The sequence below is a fragment of the Lentzea sp. genome (assembly GCF_035525475.1).
In the GTDB taxonomy this organism is placed as follows: Bacteria; Actinomycetota; Actinomycetes; order Mycobacteriales; family Pseudonocardiaceae; genus Lentzea.
This window is the reverse complement of the sequence record NZ_DATLEC010000102.1, coordinates 21,428-42,205: the sequence shown is the minus strand read 5'-3', so window position 1 is coordinate 42,205 and position 20,778 is coordinate 21,428. Positions and strand designations below refer to the sequence as shown.

Genomic DNA, 20,778 nt, shown 5'->3' with positions numbered 1-20,778 from the left:
CCTCACAACGCATCGAGGGCCACTCCAGTGGAGTGGCCCTCGACACATTCTCCCCGGCTCAGATGCCGACGACCCGGACGTCCCCCGAGCCGGTGGTCAGCTTGAGCTCGTTCTTCCCGGACGGATCGGTCGGCACGGTGATGCTGCGGTCGCCGCTCTCCGAGTGACCGGTGAGCCTGAACGGGCCTCCCGGGATACGCAGCGTGATGTCGCCGGACCCGACGTCGGCACGGATCGACCGCTCTGAGATGAGGGTCAGCGAGATGTTGCCCGAGGACGCGACAGCCGTGATGTCGTTGTCGATCCCGGTGCCGACGATGTTGCCGGAGTGGGCGACGACCATCATCTTGCCCTTGATCGCGTCCAGCAGGACCTCCCCGGAGCCGGCCTCCGCGGTGAGGCTGCCGCCGACCCTGGAGGCCCGCAGCTCGCCCGATCCCACGTTGACCCGGACGTCCCCCTTGACGTCCCTGACCATGACGCTGCCCGACCCGGTCGTGTAGTCGACCGAGGCCAGCCCCTCGACGCTGGCGTCCCCCGACCCCGTGTCGCCCTTCACCGTGATCTTGTCGTCCGGGACCAGCACCACGTAGTCGACGTCGCAGTGGTCGCCGCACTCGTCGAGCACCAGCGCGTTGCCCTCGACGCGGTGCGTCGCCCCCTCGGGCCTGCGGTCCTTCGCGTGCTGGACCCTGCGGTGGATCTTCGTCTCGGTCAGGCCGCTCTGGTACCGGACCGACACGTCGCCGGAACCGTTGCGCACGCGGACTTCCTCGATCTTCTCCGCGACGGCGTGGTCGTCGGAGAACTCGTACTTCATGATGCGAATGCCACAGCCGGTCAGCCCTGTGAGCACCGCCCCCGCAAGCAACGCCACCAGCGCCGTCCTCATCATGAGCACAAAACTAGAGGTGGCGGCGCTCAGCTACACGGCAGTCAGCCCCCGAAGGCGGGGTGGGGTTGTCCCTACCCCGCTCAGACCAGGTCTTCGAGCAACGCGCGCAACGCCGGCGCCGCGCGCGCCGGGTCGTTCAGGAACCGCGTCGACGCCAGCACGTGCGCGGGAGCGAAGCGCTCCCACAGCAGGCCCTCGACCGGCACCTCGACGATGTGCAGCTCCACCCTCTGCGCCCACCGGCCGATGCGCGACTCGACGCCGCTCAGCACGTCGGCGATCGGCAACGCGGCCGGGCGCTGCACCCGGTGCAGCTCGTCGATGCCCGGCTTCAGGGCCAGGACCGCGGCACGGCAGGCAGGACGGGTCAGCAACGCCGTGGCATCCTCCGGCGTGGCGGACACGAGGCCGTGCGTGCACGCCTCCAGCGCGTCGGACCACCAGCCCGGCCACTCGGCGGTCACGGCGGCGCGGTCGACACCCGCGGGAACCCGCACGGGCAGCGACGGCTCCAAGCCGGGGACGTGCGGCTCGACGTCGACGGACAGCGCCAGCGAGTCGCGCACGTAGAGCGCGGCGAGGAGCCCCAGGCTCACCCCGTGGCTGATGCCGGACACCTCTCGCGCGAACTTCATGACCTCATTCTTCCCGCGAGGCGGCCGTGACGTCGTCGCGGCCACGGATCAAGAAGGACACGATTGGCTCCAGCTCGTCCTCGTTCGGAGCAACGTCGGCGATCAGGCCCTGGATCAGCAGCCCGTCGATCGCCGCGAGGAACGCCCGGAACGCGACGGGGTCGGCCGGACGCACCGCCTCCACCGCCAGGTCGAGCCACCGGCGCGCGGCGGCCTTCAGCTCGGGGCGCCTGCCCGCCAGCAGGTACAGCTCGTACTCGGCGAGCGTGCGGCCGCGGTTCTCGTCGACCGCCTTCGCGATGACCTCGGCGATCTCACGCGCGCTGCCCCCGCTCGCGACGATCTGGAGCATGTCGTCGCACAGCACTTCCGCCGACCACAGCAGCGTGGCGATCAACAGGTCGTCGAGGGTCGCGTAGTAGTAGGTCGGCGCCGTCGTCGGTACGCCCGCCTCACGGGCCACGCTGCGGTGCGTCACGCCGGCGATGCCGTCGCGTTCGATCACGCGCAGGGTGGCCTCGATGATCGCCCGGCGCTTCTTCTCACCCCGCGCCTTGCGGCCGTCGACCTTCTGACCGTCGACCTTCTGGGGCTCCATTACCGCGGTCAGTGCGTCCTCCCGAGCTCGAGCGTCACCACGCCTCCGATGATCAAGGCCAGGCCGACGACCATCGTGGGGTTGAGGGTCTCGCCGAGGAACTTCCAGCCGATGATCGCCACGGCTGCGACGCCGACAGCCGACCACACGGCATAGGCGACGCCCACGGGCACACCCGACTTCAACGCGCGCGAAAGTGCCGTGAAGGCGATGGCGTAACCGACCACGACCACGACCGACGGCCACAGTCTGGTGAATCCCTCGGACAACTTGAGCGACACGGTAGCGGCGATCTCCGCCGCGATCGCCGCGGCGAGGTACACGTACAACACGGCGGCCTCCACAGGTTCGAGCCAACTACCTGAACGATAGTTCCATAAGTTTTCGATCACCATCGGGGTACTTGACCGGTACGCGAGGAGACACCGGCCACGTCCAAGTGGTTACTCAGCAGTAACCTGTCTTAGACTCCCGCCATGACCCTCCAGCTGGTTCTCGGACTCGTCGCCGTAGCGGTGAGCGTCGTCGCCTGGGGCGTGTTCGTCGCCGGCATCTGGAAGATGATCAAGATCATCCGGCTCGGCCAGCCGGACGGGACCCGCACGGGACCGTTCTGGCCCCGCCTGAAGACCATGGTCGTCGAGTTCGTCGCGCACACCAGGATGGCCAAGTTCCGTTCGGTCGCCCCGTGGCACTGGATGGTGATGTGGGGCTTCCTCATCGGCTCCGCGGTGCTGTTCGAGGCCTACGGCGAGGTGTTCGACCCGCACTTCCACTGGCCGGTCATCGGCACGTGGTCGATCTGGCTGCTGCTGATCGAGCTGCTGGGCCTCGGCACCGTCGCCGGTGGCGTGGCGCTCGCGATCATCCGCCAGCTCAACCACCCGCGCCGCGCCGACCGGGTCTCCCGCTTCGCCGGCTCCAGCTTCTCCTCCGCCTACTTCGTCGAGGCGGTCGTGATCATCGAGGGCATCGGCATCCTGATGGTCAAGGCGTTCAAGCAGTCGAGCGGTCTCGAGTCCGCGCCGCTGTGGACGTCGTTCGTGACGCAGCCGCTCGCGCAGATCCTGCCCTCCGCGCCCATCTGGGTGTCGGTGATGGCGCTGGTCAAGCTGCTGAGCGGCATGATCTGGCTGGTCGTCGTCGGCCGGAACCTCACGATGGGCGTCGCCTGGCACCGGTTCTCGGCGTTCTTCAACATCTACTTCAAGCGCGAGGACGACGGCGGCGTCGCCCTGGGCGCGCTCAAGCCGATGATGTCCGGCGGCAAGGTCCTCGACCTCGAGGAAGCCGACCCCGACTCCGACGTGTTCGGCGTCGGCAAGGCCGAGGACTTCAGCTGGAAGGGCTGGCTCGACTTCTCCACGTGCACCGAGTGCGGCCGCTGCCAGTCGCAGTGCCCCGCCTGGAACACCGGCAAGCCGCTGTCACCCAAGATGGTCATCACGCAGCTGCGCGACCACGCGTTCGCCAAGGCGCCGTACCTGCTGGCCGGCGGCTCGCGCGACATGGCCGGCGACGAGGTCGGCCTGGTCGAGGACAAGTACGAGGACTACAAGAAGCGCCTCGAGTCGATCGACGTGCTGGCGATGGCCGAGTCGGAGCGCCCGCTGGTCGGCGGCCCCGACGAGCTCGGTGTCATCGACCCCGAGGTGCTGTGGTCCTGCACGACCTGCGGCGCCTGCGTCGAGCAGTGCCCCGTCGACATCGAGCACGTCGACCACATCGTCGACATGCGCCGCTACCAGGTGCTGATCGAGTCGAACTTCCCGACCGAGCTCGGCGGCATGTTCAAGAACCTGGAGAACAAGGGCAACCCCTGGGGCCAGAACGCCAAGGACCGCTTGAGCTGGACCGAGGGCCTCGACTTCGAGGTGCCGGTGTTCGACGGCGAGCTGGGCGACGCCGAGTACCTGTTCTGGGTCGGCTGCGCCGGCGCGTTCGAGGACCGCGCGAAGAAGACCACGCGTGCCGTCGCCGAGCTGCTGCACACCGCGGACGTCAAGTACGCGGTGCTCGGCCCGGAGGAGACCTGCACCGGTGACCCGGCCCGCCGCGCCGGCAACGAGTTCCTGTTCCAGATGCTCGCGCAGCAGAACGTCGAGGTCCTCAACTCGGTGTTCGAGGACCGGCCCGCTGGCCAGCGCAAGATCGTCGTGACGTGCGCGCACTGCTTCAACACGCTGGCCAACGAGTACCCGCAGGTCGGCGGCACGTACGAGGTCGTGCACCACACGCAGCTGCTGAACAAGCTGGTGCGCGAACGCCGCCTGGTGCCGGTCGCGCCGGTCACCGAGGACGTCACGTACCACGACCCGTGCTACCTGGGCCGCCACAACAAGGTCTACGAGGCGCCGCGTGAGCTGATCGGGGCGTCCGGCGCGAAGCTGCGCGAGATGCCGCGCCACGAAGAGCGCTCGATGTGCTGTGGCGCCGGTGGTGCGCGCATGTGGATGGAAGAGCGGATCGGCAAGCGCATCAACCTCGACCGCGTGGACGAGGCCCTCGGGACCGCGCCGTCGAAGATCGCGACCGGCTGCCCGTTCTGCCGCGTGATGCTGACCGACGGCGTGACCGCGCGTCAGTCCGACGGCCAGGCGGGAGCACACGTCGAGGTCGTGGACGTGGCGCAGATGCTGCTGGAGTCCGTGCGGCGCGGCACGGAGAAGCAGGACACGCCGACCGACGAGGTCCCGACCGGCACGCCGCTGCCGGACGAGGACAAGGCGAAGGCCTGAGTCCTACGGCATGAGACAGGCCCTCGGTCCGATGTGGACCGAGGGCCTGTCTCGTTGGCAGGTCAGTCTTCGTCGGTGACCTTGTCGTAGACCACGTTCAGCAACCAGCCGGCCAGGGCGACGATGATCGCGCCCCAGAAGGCGGGCCAGAAGCCGTCGACGCGGAACGGCAGGTCGAGCTGCTCGGCGATCCACCCGGTGAACATGAACAGCAGCGCGTTCACCACGAGCCCGATCAGACCGAGCGTGACCAGGTAGAACAGGCAGCCGAAGAACTTCACGAGCGGCTTCACGACCGCGTTCACCAGACCGAAGATCACCGCGACGCCGATCAGCGTGAGGATTCTCGAGCCGGTGGTGCCCTCGCCCAGGTCGATGCCGGGGAGGGCGGTCGACACCCAGACCGCCACGGCAGTCAGCAGCACATGCACCAAGATGCCCATGCCGCGCAGACTAGCCGTGGCGGGTCCTATGTGGTCAGGACCGGCGGCGTGCCGCGGAGAACGCCGCGAGCAGCAGCGCGCCAAGGCCGAGGAAGCCCAGCGGCGACGCACCGGTCGACGCCAGACCCGAGCTGTTCCCCGCCTTGGCCACCGGCTGCTGGTCCGTCGCGGTGGTCATCGGTGCGGCCGTCGTCGTCGTGCTCTACGACGGCGCGGTGGTGCCCGGCGACAGCTCCTCGCCGGTTTGCCGCTGCCCGTCGCGGCAGGAGACCAGCGTTGCGTCATGCCGATCACGCAAGCACATCTGAAAACGCGGAACGGCCCGCGTCTCTCCCGGACGCGGGCCGTTCCGTCTTACCCCCTGGTGATCAGCGTCCCCCCGGTGCGGATCCCAGACTTAAGACACCCCAGCGGTCGCGGATGTTGCCCCCACCCCCCGAATGTCACTCGAATGCAGTAGTGGACGGTTGCCAGCAGCCTCCCGGCCTAGGCTGATGACCATGAGCGAAAAGCCGTCGGGATCCGGTGAAAGCACCCTGACCGTCGTTCTCGCGCTGCTGGTCAACCTGGCCATCGCGATCATGAAGGCCATCGCGGGCGTTTTGACCGGATCGGCGGCGATCCTCTCCGAAGCCGCCCACTCGGTGGCCGACACGTTCACCGAGGCGCTCCTGCTGACGGCCCTGCGCCGCTCCGACCGCCCCGCCGACCGCCGCCACCCGTTCGGCTACGGCAAGGAGCGCTACTTCTGGTCGCTGCTGGCGGCCGTCTCGATCTTCGCGTCGGGCGCGATGTTCGCGTTCTACGAGGGTTTCCGCACGGTCTTCGGCGAGCCGGAGGAGCAGACCCGCCCGCTGGTCGGCTACATCGTGCTCGCACTGGCCTTCGTGCTGGAGTCCGTGTCGTGGACGCAGGCGTTCCGGCAGGTGCGTTCCGAGGCCGCCAAGCACAGCCACGGGTTCTGGGACTTCCTGCGCGTGTCCGACGACCCGACCGTGAAGACGGTCTTCCTGGAGGACTCCGCGGCCCTGGTGGGCCTGGTCCTCGCCTTCGCGGGCCTGGGCCTGCACCAGCTCACCGGCTCGTCGCTGTGGGACGGCCTCGCGTCACTGGCGATCGGCGTGCTGCTGGCGCTGGTCGCGTACGTCCTCGCCCGCACCAACCGCGGCCTGCTGATCGGCCGCCAGGCAGACCCGGCGGTGGTGAAGGCGATCTGGAAGCGCCTGGCCGACGAGCCCGAGGTCGACGCCGTGGTGGACGTGCTGACGATGCTGATCGGCACCGACCGAGTGCTGCTGTGCGCACGGCTCGACTTCGACGACGCCCTGACCGCCTCCGAACTGGAGCACGCCTGCGTGCGCATCTCCGCGGAGCTGCACTCCTCGTTCACCGACCTGGACGAGATCTTTTTGGAACCCGTCCCTAGGACCGACCCCGAACTGCGCCGCCGGGTGTTGGAGCGCTACGGCTTCTAGGCTTCTAGCGACGCGTGTCGGTGCGGTGGAAGTTGAGGTAGGCCCTGCTCGGCGTGGGCCCGCGCTGCCCCTGGTACCGGCTGCCGGCCTGCGCGGACCCGTACGGGTGCTCCGCCGGGCTCGACAGCTTGAACAGGCACAGCTGCCCGATCTTCATGCCGGGGTGGAGCGTGATCGGCAGGTTCGCGACGTTGGACAGCTCCAGCGTGATGTGGCCGGAGAAGCCGGGGTCGATGAACCCGGCCGTGGAGTGCGTGAGCAACCCGAGCCTGCCGAGGCTGGACTTGCCCTCCAGCCGCCCGGCCAGGTCGTCCGGCAACGTCACCAACTCGTAGGTGGACCCGAGCACGAACTCGCCGGGGTGCAACACGAACGGCTCACCCTCGGCAGCCTCGACCATGCTCGTGAGGTCGTCCTGCTGCTGCGCCGGGTCAATGTGCGTGTAGCGCGTGTTGTTGAAGACCCGGAAGAACCGGTCCAGCCGCACGTCGATGCTGCTCGGTTGGAGCATCTCGACGTCGAAGGGGTCGAGGACGAGCCGGCCGGACTCGACCTCCTTGCGCAGATCCTGGTCACTCAGCAGCACCCGGACAGGCTAGCCCAGGCTTGTGTATGATCGGCGACGCACTGCTTCGCGGGTGTAGTTCATTGGTAGAACGACAGCTTCCCAAGCTGTAGAGGCGGGTTCGATTCCCGTCACCCGCTCCACCCGAGAGCCCAGGTCACACGACCTGGGCTCTCGTCTTTGACGTCGTTCACGCCGCGATGTCGTCCATCGACACAATCGTGCACCCCCGCAGTTCACGGATCAGGCTTGAGGCCAGCACCCACCGCAGCGCCGGGTCGTCGTAGGCCACGTTCACCGCACCGACTGCGGTGGGTACGAGCAGACCGCGCCGATAGAGCACACCTCGGACACCCGCGATGGGGAACTCACGAGCGCGAATCGCGACAGCACCGCAAGGCGGCTCGGTCGACCCATGCCTTCTGGCCAGCGAGGCCAGTCGTCACGACAGTCCCGCAACAGCCACAGCGCACCTCCATCGGACTGGTCTGCCGGCTCGCCACAGACCTGGCACAGCAGATCCTGCTCAGTGCTCCACGCGGTGACATGTGGCGCGACGATCGAGCTCACAGAAATCATGCGACGAACGCTAGGAATGCCTTGGCCTGGTCTTTTGCCTACGTGGCAATGTCACCTGGTCGAGCTACACGGGCAGACCGGCGCGGTAGGCCATACCTCGCAGCTCTCGTCTTACGCTGCCCCGCTTCGCCTTCGTCAGCAGCTCCGCGATTGTCGAGCGCATGAACGGGTGCCGTTGAACACGTGCGGGCGATATCTGCTCAGCTCGCCGCAACATCACCACCGCCTCCTCGTACCGCCGCGGTAGATGCGCCAGTGCGCGTCCGTACTCACGCCAGTACGGCGAGCGTCTGGTCGCCGACGGCAGAGCTTCAGGCGTCACGGTGGTCGCGATCCGCGCGGCTTCAGCATGGTCACCGGCTTCGAGCGCGACAGACATTCGCCAGACGCCGACGTTGCTGGGACCGAACCCGAACCACAAGGTGTTCCCCTCACCCGTGTGCGCGGCAAGATCCGCCGCGTGCTCGAGCGATGCTTCTCGTTCGGCCTCGTTTCCGCTTGCAGCTGCGGCGAGGGAAGAAGTCAGGGCGAGCATTCCTGCCGCCTCCATGGCTTCCTTGGTCTTCGTACCGAGAGCCGGAACTGACAGCGCCTGCGATGCGAGGTCGAACGCGCCCGCACCCATCAACCCGAAAGCCGTGCCGAATGCGTTCACCGCGTGGGAAAGCGGGTCGTCGGTTCGTGCCGCTGCCTGCCGCGCGAGCGTGACCGCCTGCCACGCAAGATCCATGTTGGCGCCGACGTCCGTCAGCCACGCCTGAGTGCCTTGGACGTGCGTCAACGCAAGCAGACGCAACAACGGTTCGACGTCACGTCCGGCTTCCAACGTCGTGTGCAGGTCACGGATCAAGGCCGGAAGCTCCGCGCCGACCTCTGTGGACCTGCACTCCCGTTGTGCTTCGAGCAACGCGGCCGTCCGGCTCGCCAACACCTCGACCGGCACGAGCTCACCTCGCGCGTCGTTCATGCCCACCGCGAGAAGCGCCAGCCTGACCGCGTTCAGCGAACGATCTTCTTCGAGTCGGCCGGGCGACACCACTCCGGCACCGGTGATCTCGCTCGGGGCCACGTCGAGCGCATTCGCCAGGTCCAGGATGAGCGATCGGCGGTCCAACGCCCGTGCACCGGACTCCAGTCGCGACAGGTACGACGTCGAGATGCCCGCAAGGCCGGCGACCACCGCCAGTGACCTGCCCCGCGCGTGGCGGATCTGCCGCAGCCGATGGCCGATGTCGCTCGCGGAGGGTTCGTCGGTCACGACAGCACCTCGTTCGCCCGGATGTCCCCGGCCAAGTGACCGTTGGTCGAAGCTCCCCACGGATCAAGTTCATTTCAGAATAGCCGGACCACCCAGGTCCGCACCGGGCTAGTTTCGGCGGATGGGGACCACCACTTTCCGCAGGCCATCGACCCGCGTCGCCGTTCTGATCATCTCGGTGATCGCGTACCTCGTCCTGGTGTTCCAGATCGAGGAGCTCGTCGACGGGCCTGTGCAGAACGTTCTCATCGGGTTGCTCATCGGTCTGCTGGTGATGGCGGTGCTCCAGACCTGGCGGCTGGCGGTGGTCCTGAGGCCGGACGGGGTGCTCGTGCGCAACTCGTGGCGTGACCGGTTCCTGCCGTGGAACGAGATCAGGGGCATCGACCACGAGGCGAGCCACATCCAGCGCGTGTCGTTCCTGATGGCCGACGGCCGGGTTGTGCCGTGCGACGCGATGCGCGGGTGGGCCTTCGGTGACGAGCCGAACGCGAAGGCGCTGGTTCAGGCTGTCACCACACGCCTTGCGGATCAGGAACAACAGACCGGCTAGTCGACGGGCAGGCCCCACGGGCGGCGGTCCAGGTCCGCCCAGCCGCCGCCTCGGGCCAGGGCCGCTCGCACACCGGCGACGTGGTCGGCGAACGAGGCGAGGTCGCCGTGCAGCAGTTCGGCGCGTTCCACGTCCAACGGGTGCGTGTCGTCGTGCCACAGGTCGACGGCGAACGAGGCGACGAACGACATCGACTGCAAAAGCTGCAGCAGAGCCACGGAGGGGCGCAAAGTCTCGGCCAGGTAGGAGAGGCGGATCTCCTCGCAGACCGCGAGCAAGGAGCGGACCTGGCGGATGGCGTCGGCCGGTGTGCCGTCCCACGACGGGTCCGGCCACACGCGGTCGCTCAGCTCCAGCCAGAGCCGCCAGCCCGTGGCCAGCTCGGCATCATCTGCCGGACACCACTTACCCATGCTTCCACTGTCCATGGACAACAACGAAGAGTCTCGTGACGATGACGCACGACACGGCAACCATTGCGCCACACGCGCGTCTTGTAGCGCATGACGCGTACGAGGCAAGGGCTTACCGTGCTGCTGAGTCTCGCTATCGGGCTCGCGTTGGGTGTGTTCCTCACGCTGCTTGCCGTGCCCGCGCTCCGGTACGAGATCGCCGAAAGCGCCAACCTGCTCACGCGGGTGCTGGCCTACGGGTTCTTGCTCGTGCCCGTTGCCGTCGTCACCGTTCTCAAGAGTCCTATGCCCGTCACGCACACGACCGGGCTCGTGGCGGGTGCCACGGTTGTGCTGGCCACCAGTGCGCAGAGCTACACCGGTACGCCGATGCCCTACGTGTGGCTCGCGGCGGCGACCCTGTTCGGGTGCGCCGCCGCGAGGATCATGCAGAAGGAACGTGCCGTGGTCAGGCCCTGACCGGTTCGGCCTTCTCGTCGGGCGTGTCGCTGTTCAGCGAGTCGAGCAGGATGTCGCGCTCGGTCGACGGCTCCTTCTTCGTGAGGCCGATGGCCAGGTAGAGGACCAGCGACAGCAGCAGCGGCCACGACACGAGCACGCCCTTGGTGACCCAGGCCGCCTTGTTCATCTGCTCGATGTAGAGGAACGCCCACATGCCCAGGCCGCCGACCACCGAGGCGATGGCCGCGGTGGAGCCGATCTTGCGGAACCACGGCAGCAGGCCGAGCATCAGCGGGATCGCGATCGGGCCCATCGTGGCGGCGACCAGGTCGACCACCACCTTCAGCACGAAGCCCTGGCCTCCGGAGGCGATGGCGATGATCATGCTGACGCCGATGAACGTGAAGGTCGTGATGCGGGCCAGCAGCAGCTGGTTGTCCGCGGAGAACGTCTTCACCTTCTTCCACAGGTGGGGCAGCATGTCGCGGTTGATCACGGCCGCGATGACGTTGGCGTCGGACGAGACCATCGCCATCGTGTGCGAGAAGAAGCCCGCCAGGACCAGGCCGATCATGCCCGCGGGGAGCATCTGCTTGCCCATCTCGATGTAGGCGTTCTCCGCCTGAGCGCCTTCGAGGCCCGGCACGATCAGCGGCGCGGCCCACATCGGGAAGAACAGCACGAGCGGCCACACGAGCCACAGCGCGGACGACAGCAGCGCGGAGCGCTTGGCCGCGAAGCCGGACGGCGCGGCCATGTAGCGCTGCGCCAGGTTCCACATGCCGCCGTTGTACTCGAGCGTCTTGATCAGGAAGAGCGCCATCAGGAACGTCGAGGTGTACGGGCCGGCGAGCGGGTCGCTGTGGCTCTCCGGCAGCTTGTCCCAGATCGTCGCGGGGAAGCCCCAGCCGAGGCGCCCGGCGACGGCGAAGAACATCGCGAAGCCGGCTGCCGCCTGGATGACGAACTGGCCGAAGTCGGTGAGCGCGTCGGCCCAGAGGCCGCCGAGCACCGAGTAGATCATCGTGACCACGCCGATGATGATGATGCCCCACGTGATCGGGACGCCCGCGAAGCCGCGCAGCAGGATCGAGACGGCCGCCCACTTCGCGGCGATGTCGACGACCTTGAGCAGCGCGCCCGCGTAGGCCATGACCTGCTGGGTGGGCACGTTGTAGCGCTTGGCGAGGTATTCAAGCGGTGACTTGACGTCGTGCTTGGAGCGCAGCCGGTTCCACCGCGGCGCGAACAGGAACGCACCGATGCCGACACCGATGCCGATGGTCAGCGACCACCACACGTAGACCGTCAGGCCGAGCCGGTAGGCCTCGGACGCGAACGCGACGAACATGACCGCGCTGTAGCCCGACATGTGGTGGGAGATGCCGGACAACCACCAGGGCATCTTGCCGCCCGCGGTGAAGAAGTCGGCGATGTTCTGGACCCGCCCCCGTGACCAGAGCCCGATCGCGACCATCACGAAGAAGTAGCCGACGACGACTACCCAGTCGAGGGTGCCCATGTGACCTCCTGCGGCGTGTGCACACACGTGTGCCCGCGAAAGCACCAGGCCTCGGGCGGCGGAACCTGGCACATCCGCACGGGATATGTGACGTAGGTCTTACGAGACTGTTGCGGTGGGGCGGAAGACCTTCGCCACTCTTGAATCACATTCGTGACCCTTGTTCATCCACATGAACCGCTTATTCCGCGTCACGCGTCCGAGGGAACGACGTCACTCGTCTGGAAGCACGAACGGAGGTGCCGATGCTCCCGTCAGGCCGGCCTGCTCCCGGCGTCGCGCTGATCGACCCCGTGCCGCTGTACCGCGAAGGCCTGGCTGCTCTGGTCAGACGCACTCCCGGACTGCGCTGGCTGGGCTCGACGGGCGACCCGCACTCCGCCGTTCGCCTGCACGGCCGGCTGCGCCCCGACGTCCTGCTCGTCGACTCCGTGCTCGACCCGGCCGGCCACCTGGCACGGCTGCTCGTCGAACGCGACCCCGCGCTGGTGATCATCGGGCTGGTGCGCGACGCACACACCCGCGGCAACTACGTGACGACCGCGTTGGACGCCGGTGTCCGCGGCGTCGTCCCGCGCAGCGCCCAGCCGGGGGACGTCGCGCGGGTGATCACCGAGACCTGCCGCTCGCGCGCCTTCGTCCACCCGGAGCTGCGGGCGAAGGACCGGCCGACGCTGACCCGGCGCGAGTACCAGGTGCTCGCGCTCATCGCGGAGGGCCTGGAGAACCAGCACGTCGCGACTGAGCTCGTCGTGTCCGTGGAGACCGTGCGGACCCACGTGAAGGGCATCCTGCGCAAGCTCGACGCGCGCGACCGGACGCACGCGGTGTCGTTGGCCTACCGGTCAGGACTGCTGCTCGGCTGCCCACCCGTGCTCGAGTAACCCGAAGACCTCGTCGGCCGCCCGCTCGCGGTCGGCGCGGTCGAAGATCACGTCCCTGGCCTCGAGCGCGAACCTGGCCAGCGCCGCGCACCGGACGTCGTCCGCCGGCGCGCCGATCTCCTCCGCGATGGCCCGCGCCAGCGCGTCCTGGTGCCGCGTCCACATCCGGTGCCCGTAGTCGCGCAACGCGGGCGTCCGGAGCACCAGCCGCTGGAAGATCTCGAACTGCGGGTGGTCGGCGTGGCCCTCGGCAGCCCGCACGAAGTGGTCGCGCAACGCCATCGGGATCGACCGGCCCGCCCGATTGCGCACGACCGAGACCAGCTCCGACTCCTGCTCCTCGTCCTCGTCGAAGAGCAGCGCCTCCTTGCTCGGGAAGTGCTTGAACAACGTCGTCACCGACACGTCCGCGGTGTCGGCGATCTCCTTCACGCCCACCTCGTCGAACCCGCGCTCCAGGAACAGCCGCGTCGCCGCGTCGGAGATCGACTGACGTGTCTGCAGCTTCTTCCGCTCACGGCGGCCCGGCTCGGTCACCCGCCGATCATACCCCAAGGGTTGAGCAGGTTCAAAAGTGTAGTGGTTGCACTTTTCAAGTCGATACGCTTTCATGGGGACATGACCTCACCACGCATCGCCATCGCAGGGGCCGGCATCGGCGGCCTCACCTGTGCTCGCGTCCTCCAGCTGCACGGCTTCGAGAACGTGACCGTCCTCGAGCGCGAGAGCGCGCCGGACGCCCGCCAGCAGGGCGGCACCATCGACCTGCACGCCGGCAGCGGCCAGGAGGCCGTTCGCGCCGCCGGGCTCTACGACGAGTGGCGCGCGCTGGCCCGCTTCGAGGGGCAGGAGCAGCGCAAGGTCGACCACGCGACCGCCGCGCTGCTCGAGCACGAATTGCCGGAGGGCGACTTCCGCCCCGAGATCGACCGCGGCCAGCTCCGCGACCTGCTGCTCGGCTCGCTCGCCCCCGGAACCGTCGCGTGGGGCCGGGGCGTCGCGACCGCCGCGCCGGGAGGCGAGGTCACGTTCCTGGACGGCCAGACGGCCACGTTCGACCTGGTCGTCGGCGCGGACGGCGCCTGGTCACGCGCGCGCCGGGCCGTGTCTCCGGCCGTGCCGCGCTACACCGGCGTGACGTTCGTCGAGACCCGCCACGACAACGACGAACGCCTGCTCGACCTCACCGGCCAGGGCACGATGGTCGCCGACCACGAGGGCCTGATGCTGTGGGCTCAGCGCAACAGCGGCGACCACATCCGCGCGTACGCGTGTTTACGCGCGCGTGAGGATTGGAGGCCCTCCAACGCCGAGCTGCTCGACCTCTACGCGGACTGGCACCCCGACCTGCGGGCGTTCCTCGCCGGCGAGCTGATCCACCGTCCGCTGTACGCGCTGCCCGTGCCCCACACGTGGGAGCACACGCCCGGCGTGACGCTGCTCGGCGACGCGGCCCACCTGATGCCGCCGCTGGGCGTCGGGGCGAACCTCGCGATGCAGGACGCCGCCGAACTCGCGCTCGCGATCGCCGCCCACGGCGTCCGAGAGGGTGTCCGGGCCTACGAATCGGTCATGCTGCCGCGTGCGGTCGACATGCAGGAGCGCACGAACCCCGGATTGCTCGACATGGTGCCCGAGCGCCCGATACGCGTCTGACCGGCTCTCATGCCCGATTCAGGTGACGTGGAGGACTGTCTCGTTCGCCACCAGTGGGTGGTCGGCCTTGCCGGGGTTACCGTCGAGTAATACTCTGTTGTTACCGGTCAGTAGGCGACGCCCGCCCCGACCCTGAGGAGTGAGCTGACGAGATGGGCCACTACAAGAGCAACGTCCGGGATCTCGAGTTCAACCTGTTCGAGGTCTTCAACGTGCAGGACCACCTCGGCAAGGGGCCGTTCGAGCAGTCCGACGAGGACACTGCGCGCAGCGTGCTGGCCGAGGTGAAGAACCTCGCGGAGGGGGTCCTCGGGGACTCCTTCGTCGACGCCGACCGCAACCCGCCGGTGTTCGACCCGGCGACGCACTCGGCAACCCTGCCCGAGTCGCTGAAGAAGTCGTACCAGGCGGTGTGGAACGGCGAGTGGTACCGCCTGTTCCTGCCGAACGAGCTGGGCGGCTTCGGCACCCCGCCGTCGGTCACGTGGGCCGCGTCCGAGCTGCTGCTCGGGTCGAACCCGGCCGTCTACATGTACCTGGCGGGTCCGAGCTTCGCGACGGTCGTCTACAACAACGGCACCGAGCGCGACAAGCAGTGGGCGCAGCTGATGATCGACCGCGGCTGGGGCGCCACGATGGTGCTGACGGAGCCGGACGCCGGATCCGACGTCGGCGCAGGCCGCACCAAGGCGTTCAAGCAGGAAGACGGTTCCTGGCACATCGACGGCGTGAAGCGCTTCATCACGTCCGCCGACCAGGACCTGACCGAGAACATCATGCACATGGTGCTCGCGCGTCCCGAGGGCGAAGGCATCGAGGCGAAGCCCGGTACCAAGGGCCTGTCGCTCTTCCTGGTGCCCAAGTTCCACTTCGACCCGGAGACCGGCGAACTGGGCGAGCGCAACGGCGCCTTCGTGACCAACGTCGAGCACAAGATGGGCCTCAAGGCGTCCACCACGTGCGAGCTGACGTTCGGCCAGCACGGCGTCCCGGCCAAGGGCTGGCTGCTGGGCGAGGTGCACGACGGCATCGCGCAGATGTTCGACGTCATCGAGTACGCCCGCATGATGGTCGGCACCAAGGCCATCGCGACGCTGTCGACCGGTTACCTGAACGCGCTGTCCTACGCCAAGGAGCGCGTGCAGAGCGCCGACCTGACGCGCATGACGGACAAGACCGCGCCTCGCGTCACCATCACCAACCACCCGGACGTCCGCCGCAGCCTGATGCTGCAGAAGGCGTACGCCGAGGGCCTGCGCGCCGTGTACCTGTACGCCGCGACGCAGCAGGACAAGGTGATGCTCGGCGGTGACGACGCGAAGCTGGCGGCGCAGGTCAACGACCTGCTGCTGCCGATCGTCAAGGGCGTCGGCTCCGAGCGCGCGTACGAGCAGCTGGCGCAGTCGCTGCAGACGCTGGGTGGTTCGGGCTTCCTGCAGGAGTACCCGATCGAGCAGTACATTCGCGACTCGAAGATCGACTCGCTGTACGAGGGCACCACGGCCATCCAGTCGCTGGACTTCTTCTTCCGCAAGATCATCCGCGACAAGGGCCAGGCGCTCGCCTTCATCAACGGCGAGATCCAGTCCTTCCTCGACAACGAAGGCGGCAACGGTCGCCTGAAGGAGGAGCGCGCGCTGCTCAAGCAGGGTCTCGAGGACCTGCAGGGCATGCTCGGCTCGCTCGTCGGCTTCCTGACCTCGTCGCAGGAGGACGTCCGCAACCTCTACAAGGTCGGCCAGAACTCGGTCCGCCTGCTGATGACCGCGGGTGACGTGCTCGTCGGCTGGCTGCTGCTGCGCCAGGCCGAGGTCGCGCTGCAGAAGCTCGGCGGCACGGTGTCGGCCAAGGACAAGGCGTTCTACGAGGGCAAGGTCGCCGTCGCGTCGTTCTTCGCGAAGAACGTGCTGCCGGAGCTCACCTCCCGCCGCAAGATCGCCGAATCCACGGACAACTCGCTCATGGACATCGACGAAAGCGTTTTCTGAAGCGCCTCGACGGACGACGGGCCCTCACACCCCCTGCCTGGGGTGCGAGGGCCCGTTTTCACTTGTCAGAGCGAAAACACGATCGGTCCGATGACGGCACCGACGTTGAGCGCGGCCGTCGCGTAGGAACCGGCCATCGTCGGTGCGCCCGCCGCGTGGTGCAGGACGCGCGCGATCACCGTGCTGCCCACCGCGAACGACAGTGCGCCCAGCACGAAAACCAGCAGCAGCAACGCGACCGGGTTCGTGCCGAGCAGGTCGAGACTCCACCAGCCGATGAGCACCACCGGTCCACCGAGGACCACGACGGGCCGCGGCGAGGAGTCGGCCAGCCTGCCACCGGCCATGACGCCGACGAATGAGCCGACGCCGAACAGCACGAGCGCGACGGGCACCCACCACTGGCTCAGCCCGGCGACGTCCGTGACGACCGGGGCGAGGAACGTGAAGTGGCCGAACGTCACCGCGTTCACGAGCACGGCGAGCACGATGACCAGGGCCAGCTTCGGCTTGGCGAGCTCGGCGAGCTCCGGCCGCAGCGCGGGCGGGTCGATGCGGTCCTGGCGTGCCGGAATCCCTTTCAGCACACCGAACGCCGCCGGAACGCAGAGCGCGGCGACCGCGAGGAACGTTGCGCGCCAACCGAAAGCGGTACCGAGCAACGATCCTCCCGGCACACCGGCGATCGTCGCCACCGTCGTGCCGGACAACAACACCGCGAGCGCACGTCCACGTCGTTGCGGTGGTACCAGAGCAGAAGCCGTTGTCAGCGCCACGGCGAGGAAGCCGGCGTTCGCGAGCGCGGCGACCACCCGGGACGCCAGCAACACGGTGAAGTTCGAGGTCAGGGCACCGGCAACGTGCGCGGCCAGGAACACGGCGACGAACCCGGACAGGCTGAGGCGCGGTGACCAGTTGCGTGCCACCACCGCCATCGACGGCGCGCCGACGACCATGCCGGCGGCGAACGCCGAGGTGAGCAGACCGGCGGTGCCCACGGGCACACCGAGATCGGTCGAGATGGCCGGCAGCAGACCGGCGAGCATGAACTCCGAGGTGCCCATGGCGAACACGGCCAGGGCGAGCAGGTACAGCGAGAAGGGCACGGAACGACTCCGGAGGCGAAGAGGTGTCAGGGGCTGACGGTCAGACCGCAGCCCCGAACCTGTTCGCCTCCGGACTCACCACGACTGCCACGCTAGCGCGGACGCATCGCGTCACGCACCACCGTTCTTCACTCCTTCAGAGCGCGCGCCGCGACGAAGCAGTAGACGCCGAACGCCGCGATGCCGATCGCGACCGCGCTGAGCAGGAACACGCCGTAGGGCTGTGCCACCAGCGTGTGCAGCGCCTTGTCCATGCCGCCGGCCTGCTTGGGGTCCGCGGTGATCGCCGCCAGTCCGATGAGGACGCCGATCACGCCGTACGCGAAGCCCTTGCCGATCCAGCCGATCCGGCCGACGGGCTCGATCCACGACGGCGCGCGGCCCATGTCGAGGTCCTTCTCGAAGGACTTCTTGAAGCCCTTGTAGGCGATGACGCCCGCGGTGATGAGCACACCGATCGCGACGGCGCCGACGATGAACTGGCCGCCCGGCCAGGAGAGCACCTGCGCCGTCAGTTCCTGGTTCTGGTCCGTCTGGCTGCCGCTGCTGCCGCTGGTGGCGTACTTGAAGGCAGCGAACGCGATACCGCCGGCCGTGATGGCGCGAGCCGCGGAGCCGATGCGCTTCGAGATGCGTTTGCGCTTCTTGCCGATGTAGGTGTAGCCGACGAAGGCGAGGATCAGCTGCCAGATCGCGAAGAAGGTGAGCCCGATGCCCACGGTCCACAACAGCCAGGCGCCGTTCTCCGCGAGCTCGCTCAGCGCGCCTTTCGAATCCGTCCGCTTGGCGTCTCCGCCGAACGCGACCTGGAGCGCCAGCCACGCGATGAGCACGTGGACCGCCCCGTACACAACCATCCCCACCCGCCCGAGCGTCTGGACGACGGGGTGTCTTCGCGCCTCATGCGCAACAGTGGCCACGAACGGGTGAATACCCGCGCGTGGCCACCGTGAATCAAGATTCCCCGGTCAGCCGCCGGCGGGCGGTGGCGCCGGCTCGCAGATGATCTTGAACTGCGGGTCGTAGCGGACCGTGCGCGACTCGCTGCGCGACTGGCCGGTGCGGCGGTCCTTGATCGTGCGGGTGTCCGTCACCGAGAAGCCGGGGGCGCCGTTGCTCGGCGTGCACCCGGCCTTGCTGATCTTCTTCTCCTGCGGCTGGGTGGGGTTGAAGTCACCACTGGTGGAGCCGGCGACGTCGTAGTTCTTGGTGCCCCAGAGCACGATCTTGATCGAGGACGGCGTCCAGATCGTCTGGATGGCGACGCCCGTGTCGTCCGGGTTCGTGAACGCGATGTCGATCAGGCTGTTGCCCGCGTTGTCCATGAACACGGTGGCCTCGCGGCCCTTCGGGTACCTCGTGATCCAGTAGCTGTGCTCCTTGTGGCCCGCGTCCTTCATGCCCGCGTAGTACGACGCGTTGTAGAGGGTGGTCGCGAACTGGGAGATGCCACCGCCGACGGCCATGCCGGGGATGCCGTTCTCGATGATGCCCGCCTCGACGTAGCCCTGGGCGGTACCGCGGGGGCCGGTGTGCTTGTTGAGGCTGAACGTCTCCTTGGGCTTCACGATCGCGCCGTTGACCTCCTCGGCCACGACGCGGATGTTGACGCCCGACGCGGCGGCGAAGCCACCGGTCTGGAACTCGCCGATGACCTCCTTGATGCCCATCTTGTTCGCCTGCTCGGTCGTGACCTTGGCGGGCGTGTGCTTGTACTCGAACTTGACCTCGCGCGCGTCGGTCTTCTTCAGCGTGTCGAAGTACGGCTGGAGGTTCTTGTCCCAGTCGAGGTCGAGGCCGTCCACCGACTCCTTGACGATCGGCCTGCCGCCCTCGAAGACGATCTGGGCGTCCTTGCCCTCCTTGACCGTCTCCTTGAGCTGCGGAGCGGCCACCTCGACGAGCTTGTCCTTGTTCACCGCGACGGTGAGCGCGCCGCCGTCACCGGGGGCGAACGCCAGCGTGGCGCCGATCTGCTCCGGGGTGAGGTTCGCGTCCTTGCCCTCGCCCTTGATCTTGACCGGGCCGGACACCGCCGTCTTGACCACCTCGTTGAGCGCCTTCTCGACGCCCTCCTTCGTGGTCTTCACCGGGGTGAAGTCCATCGGGACGTCGACGGGGTTGCCGGCGGCCCAGTTCGAGACGACCGCGCCCGCGGCCTCCTCGGCCTTGAGCTTCTGGCCGTCGTGCGGGTCGACGGCGACGGGGTTCGCGCCCTCGAACCTGATGGTGCCCTCGATGGGCTCGTGGTCGAGCTTGGGACGCAGGGCCTCGAGCGCGCCGGAGACCTTCGCGTCGTCGGCCTTCGTCGCGACGCCGACCTCGCGGCTGGTGAAGAACGACGTGACGCGCGTGATGGGGCTGAGCGGCTGGCTGCCGGCACGGTCGATCGTGCCGTCCCAGTCGAGCTCCAGACCCGCTGCCTGCGGGTCGAGCTCAGCCGTGACGTCGCCCGCCTTCAGCGCGACCGGCTTGCTCAGGCGCGGGCCGATCTCGTCGCGCAGCTTCTTCTCGGCGTCGGAGTGGCTCATGCCGCCGACGTCGACGCCCGCGACGGTCACGCCGCGCGGGACGTTGCCGCTGGAGACGAGGATGTCGAGGCCCCAGAGCAGGCCGAACGCGCCGACCACGGCCGCGGCCACGATCAACGCCTTCTTGCGCGCGTTCTTCGGCTGGGCCTCGTCCTCGCCCGGCTCGATCATCACGGGCCCGTAGACGCCGGAGTCCTCCGGCCGGGGCTCTGGCGGGGCCACCGGCCGCATGTACTCGGTGGCGTCCTCACCGGCGGGGAAGCCCACACCGGGTACGGCCGCCGAGACGGTCGGCTCGTTGGTGTCGGGCTCCTCGGACGGCCAGGCCGCGGTGGAGGCGTCCGCCTGGACCGGGTTGATCTTGACGGTCTGCTCGGAGTTCGTGCGACCAGGACCTACCGGTGGCATCGCTCTCGTCTTGTCAGCGTCGTACGGCACAGCTCTCCCCGTTGCCCTGTCTCCTGAGGCGGCGTATGTGGTGTAGCTATCAGGCGCGGA

20 protein-coding genes, 1 tRNA gene and 1 pseudogene are annotated in these 20,778 nt (G+C 68.2%); 8 read left to right on the top strand and 14 right to left on the bottom strand.

Annotated features, from left to right (window positions below):
• Positions 1–58: 58 nt before the first annotated feature.
• The 4 genes from VM306_RS18110 to VM306_RS18095 form a co-directional block, all read right to left on the bottom strand.
• Positions 59–895, bottom strand: coding sequence for a DUF4097 family beta strand repeat-containing protein (locus VM306_RS18110; RefSeq protein WP_325516318.1), 837 nt, complete (start codon positions 893–895; stop codon positions 59–61).
• Positions 896–975: 80 nt separating this feature from the next.
• Entirely contained in the window at positions 976–1,530 is a 555-nt protein-coding gene (locus tag VM306_RS18105) for a hypothetical protein (RefSeq protein WP_325516314.1), read from the bottom strand.
• A gap of 4 nt (positions 1,531–1,534) precedes the next feature.
• Positions 1,535–2,128: a TetR family transcriptional regulator gene (locus tag VM306_RS18100; protein ID WP_325516311.1), complete on the bottom strand. Its 594-nt coding sequence runs from the start codon at positions 2,126–2,128 to the stop codon at positions 1,535–1,537.
• Positions 2,129–2,136: 8 nt separating this feature from the next.
• Entirely contained in the window at positions 2,137–2,460 is a 324-nt protein-coding gene (locus VM306_RS18095) for a multidrug efflux SMR transporter (protein ID WP_325516309.1), read from the bottom strand.
• 144 nt (positions 2,461–2,604) lie between these two features.
• Between VM306_RS18095 and VM306_RS18090 the strand changes: the two genes are divergently transcribed.
• Positions 2,605–4,866 carry a (Fe-S)-binding protein gene (locus VM306_RS18090; protein ID WP_325516305.1) on the top strand — a complete coding sequence of 754 codons (2,262 nt, stop codon included), beginning with the start codon at positions 2,605–2,607 and terminating at the stop codon, positions 4,864–4,866.
• Between the two features lie 62 nt (positions 4,867–4,928).
• Here the strand turns inward: VM306_RS18090 and VM306_RS18085 are convergent, their stop codons facing one another.
• Both VM306_RS18085 and VM306_RS18080 read right to left on the bottom strand, forming a co-directional pair.
• On the bottom strand, positions 4,929–5,309 hold the full coding sequence (locus VM306_RS18085) for a phage holin family protein (protein ID WP_325516303.1): 381 nt from the start codon (positions 5,307–5,309) through the stop codon (positions 4,929–4,931).
• Positions 5,310–5,343: 34 nt separating this feature from the next.
• On the bottom strand, positions 5,344–5,487 hold the full coding sequence (locus tag VM306_RS18080) for a hypothetical protein (protein ID WP_325516300.1): 144 nt from the start codon (positions 5,485–5,487) through the stop codon (positions 5,344–5,346).
• Positions 5,488–5,809: 322 nt separating this feature from the next.
• Between VM306_RS18080 and VM306_RS18075 the strand changes: the two genes are divergently transcribed.
• Entirely contained in the window at positions 5,810–6,784 is a 975-nt protein-coding gene (locus VM306_RS18075) for a cation diffusion facilitator family transporter (RefSeq protein ID WP_325516297.1), read from the top strand.
• Positions 6,785–6,788: 4 nt separating this feature from the next.
• On the opposite strand, the gene dcd is transcribed toward VM306_RS18075, so the two are convergent.
• Positions 6,789–7,370: a dCTP deaminase gene (gene dcd, locus VM306_RS18070; protein ID WP_325516295.1), complete on the bottom strand. Its 582-nt coding sequence runs from the start codon at positions 7,368–7,370 to the stop codon at positions 6,789–6,791.
• A 48-nt stretch (positions 7,371–7,418) separates the two neighbouring features.
• On the opposite strand from dcd, the gene VM306_RS18065 reads away from it, so the two are divergent.
• Positions 7,419–7,492, top strand: a tRNA-Gly gene (locus VM306_RS18065).
• A gap of 500 nt (positions 7,493–7,992) precedes the next feature.
• Here the strand turns inward: VM306_RS18065 and VM306_RS18060 are convergent.
• Positions 7,993–9,186 (bottom strand): helix-turn-helix transcriptional regulator, encoded by a 1,194-nt coding sequence (locus VM306_RS18060; protein ID WP_325516292.1) that lies wholly within the window; start codon positions 9,184–9,186, stop codon positions 7,993–7,995.
• Positions 9,187–9,307: 121 nt separating this feature from the next.
• On the opposite strand from VM306_RS18060, the gene VM306_RS18055 reads away from it, so the two are divergent.
• Positions 9,308–9,739, top strand: a complete 432-nt coding sequence (locus tag VM306_RS18055) for a PH domain-containing protein (protein WP_325516290.1) — start codon at positions 9,308–9,310, stop codon at positions 9,737–9,739.
• Here the strand turns inward: VM306_RS18055 and VM306_RS18050 are convergent.
• Positions 9,736–10,152 (bottom strand): hypothetical protein, encoded by a 417-nt coding sequence (locus VM306_RS18050; RefSeq protein WP_325516288.1) that lies wholly within the window; start codon positions 10,150–10,152, stop codon positions 9,736–9,738. The genes VM306_RS18055 and VM306_RS18050 overlap by 4 nt on opposite strands.
• 117 nt (positions 10,153–10,269) lie before the next feature.
• Here VM306_RS18050 and VM306_RS18045 point away from each other — a divergent pair, with 117 nt between their 5' ends.
• The gene (locus VM306_RS18045; RefSeq protein ID WP_325516286.1) at positions 10,270–10,611 is read left to right on the top strand and encodes a hypothetical protein; all 342 of its coding nucleotides are present in this window, start codon (positions 10,270–10,272) and stop codon (positions 10,609–10,611) included.
• On the opposite strand, the gene VM306_RS18040 is transcribed toward VM306_RS18045, so the two are convergent.
• The gene (locus VM306_RS18040) at positions 10,601–12,115 is read right to left on the bottom strand and encodes a sodium:solute symporter family protein (protein ID WP_325516284.1); all 1,515 of its coding nucleotides are present in this window, start codon (positions 12,113–12,115) and stop codon (positions 10,601–10,603) included. The two genes, VM306_RS18045 and VM306_RS18040, sit on opposite strands and share 11 nt — an antisense overlap.
• Before the next feature lie 245 nt (positions 12,116–12,360).
• Between VM306_RS18040 and VM306_RS18035 the strand changes: the two genes are divergently transcribed.
• Entirely contained in the window at positions 12,361–12,999 is a 639-nt protein-coding gene (locus VM306_RS18035; protein WP_325516282.1) for a response regulator transcription factor, read from the top strand.
• Here VM306_RS18035 and VM306_RS18030 read toward each other — a convergent pair.
• The gene (locus VM306_RS18030; protein WP_325516280.1) at positions 12,961–13,536 is read right to left on the bottom strand and encodes a TetR/AcrR family transcriptional regulator; all 576 of its coding nucleotides are present in this window, start codon (positions 13,534–13,536) and stop codon (positions 12,961–12,963) included. The genes VM306_RS18035 and VM306_RS18030 overlap by 39 nt on opposite strands.
• Positions 13,537–13,617: 81 nt before the next feature.
• Between VM306_RS18030 and VM306_RS18025 the strand changes: the two genes are divergently transcribed.
• Together VM306_RS18025 and VM306_RS18020 are read left to right on the top strand one after the other, a co-directional pair.
• Positions 13,618–14,655: an FAD-dependent oxidoreductase gene (locus VM306_RS18025; protein ID WP_325516278.1), complete on the top strand. Its 1,038-nt coding sequence runs from the start codon at positions 13,618–13,620 to the stop codon at positions 14,653–14,655.
• Between the two features lie 152 nt (positions 14,656–14,807).
• Positions 14,808–16,643 carry an acyl-CoA dehydrogenase gene (locus VM306_RS18020; RefSeq protein WP_325516276.1) on the top strand — a complete coding sequence of 612 codons (1,836 nt, stop codon included), beginning with the start codon at positions 14,808–14,810 and terminating at the stop codon, positions 16,641–16,643.
• A gap of 77 nt (positions 16,644–16,720) precedes the next feature.
• Here the strand turns inward: VM306_RS18020 and VM306_RS18015 are convergent.
• The 3 genes and pseudogenes from VM306_RS18015 to VM306_RS18005 form a co-directional block, all read right to left on the bottom strand.
• A pseudogene (locus tag VM306_RS18015) lies at positions 16,721–17,749 on the bottom strand (Cmx/CmrA family chloramphenicol efflux MFS transporter); the annotation flags it as partial.
• Positions 17,750–17,877: 128 nt separating this feature from the next.
• A complete protein-coding gene (locus tag VM306_RS18010) occupies positions 17,878–18,606 on the bottom strand; it encodes a DUF1206 domain-containing protein (protein WP_325516356.1) in 729 nt (242 codons plus the stop codon).
• Between the two features lie 111 nt (positions 18,607–18,717).
• Positions 18,718–20,511 carry a VanW family protein gene (locus VM306_RS18005; protein ID WP_414672409.1) on the bottom strand — a complete coding sequence of 598 codons (1,794 nt, stop codon included), beginning with the start codon at positions 20,509–20,511 and terminating at the stop codon, positions 18,718–18,720.
• Positions 20,512–20,778 lie beyond the last annotated feature (267 nt).

What these genes read in the sequence shown, in the direction of transcription:
- VM306_RS18035 (WP_325516282.1), top strand. Translation starts at nt 12,361, where the DNA reads ATGCTCCCGTCAGGCCGGCCTGCTCCCGGCGTCGCGCTGATCGACCCC.
- VM306_RS18005 (WP_414672409.1), bottom strand. Translation starts at nt 20,511, where the DNA reads ATGCGGCCGGTGGCCCCGCCAGAGCCCCGGCCGGAGGACTCCGGCGTC.
- VM306_RS18080 (WP_325516300.1), bottom strand. Translation starts at nt 5,487, where the DNA reads ATGACCACCGCGACGGACCAGCAGCCGGTGGCCAAGGCGGGGAACAGC.
- VM306_RS18090 (WP_325516305.1), top strand. Translation starts at nt 2,605, where the DNA reads ATGACCCTCCAGCTGGTTCTCGGACTCGTCGCCGTAGCGGTGAGCGTC.
- VM306_RS18055 (WP_325516290.1), top strand. Translation starts at nt 9,308, where the DNA reads ATGGGGACCACCACTTTCCGCAGGCCATCGACCCGCGTCGCCGTTCTG.
- VM306_RS18105 (WP_325516314.1), bottom strand. Translation starts at nt 1,530, where the DNA reads ATGAAGTTCGCGCGAGAGGTGTCCGGCATCAGCCACGGGGTGAGCCTG.
- VM306_RS18085 (WP_325516303.1), bottom strand. Translation starts at nt 5,309, where the DNA reads ATGGGCATCTTGGTGCATGTGCTGCTGACTGCCGTGGCGGTCTGGGTG.
- VM306_RS18040 (WP_325516284.1), bottom strand. Translation starts at nt 12,115, where the DNA reads ATGGGCACCCTCGACTGGGTAGTCGTCGTCGGCTACTTCTTCGTGATG.
- VM306_RS18100 (WP_325516311.1), bottom strand. Translation starts at nt 2,128, where the DNA reads ATGGAGCCCCAGAAGGTCGACGGTCAGAAGGTCGACGGCCGCAAGGCG.
- VM306_RS18020 (WP_325516276.1), top strand. Translation starts at nt 14,808, where the DNA reads ATGGGCCACTACAAGAGCAACGTCCGGGATCTCGAGTTCAACCTGTTC.
- VM306_RS18025 (WP_325516278.1), top strand. Translation starts at nt 13,618, where the DNA reads ATGACCTCACCACGCATCGCCATCGCAGGGGCCGGCATCGGCGGCCTC.
- VM306_RS18075 (WP_325516297.1), top strand. Translation starts at nt 5,810, where the DNA reads ATGAGCGAAAAGCCGTCGGGATCCGGTGAAAGCACCCTGACCGTCGTT.
- VM306_RS18110 (WP_325516318.1), bottom strand. Translation starts at nt 895, where the DNA reads ATGATGAGGACGGCGCTGGTGGCGTTGCTTGCGGGGGCGGTGCTCACA.
- VM306_RS18050 (WP_325516288.1), bottom strand. Translation starts at nt 10,152, where the DNA reads ATGGGTAAGTGGTGTCCGGCAGATGATGCCGAGCTGGCCACGGGCTGG.
- VM306_RS18010 (WP_325516356.1), bottom strand. Translation starts at nt 18,606, where the DNA reads ATGGTTGTGTACGGGGCGGTCCACGTGCTCATCGCGTGGCTGGCGCTC.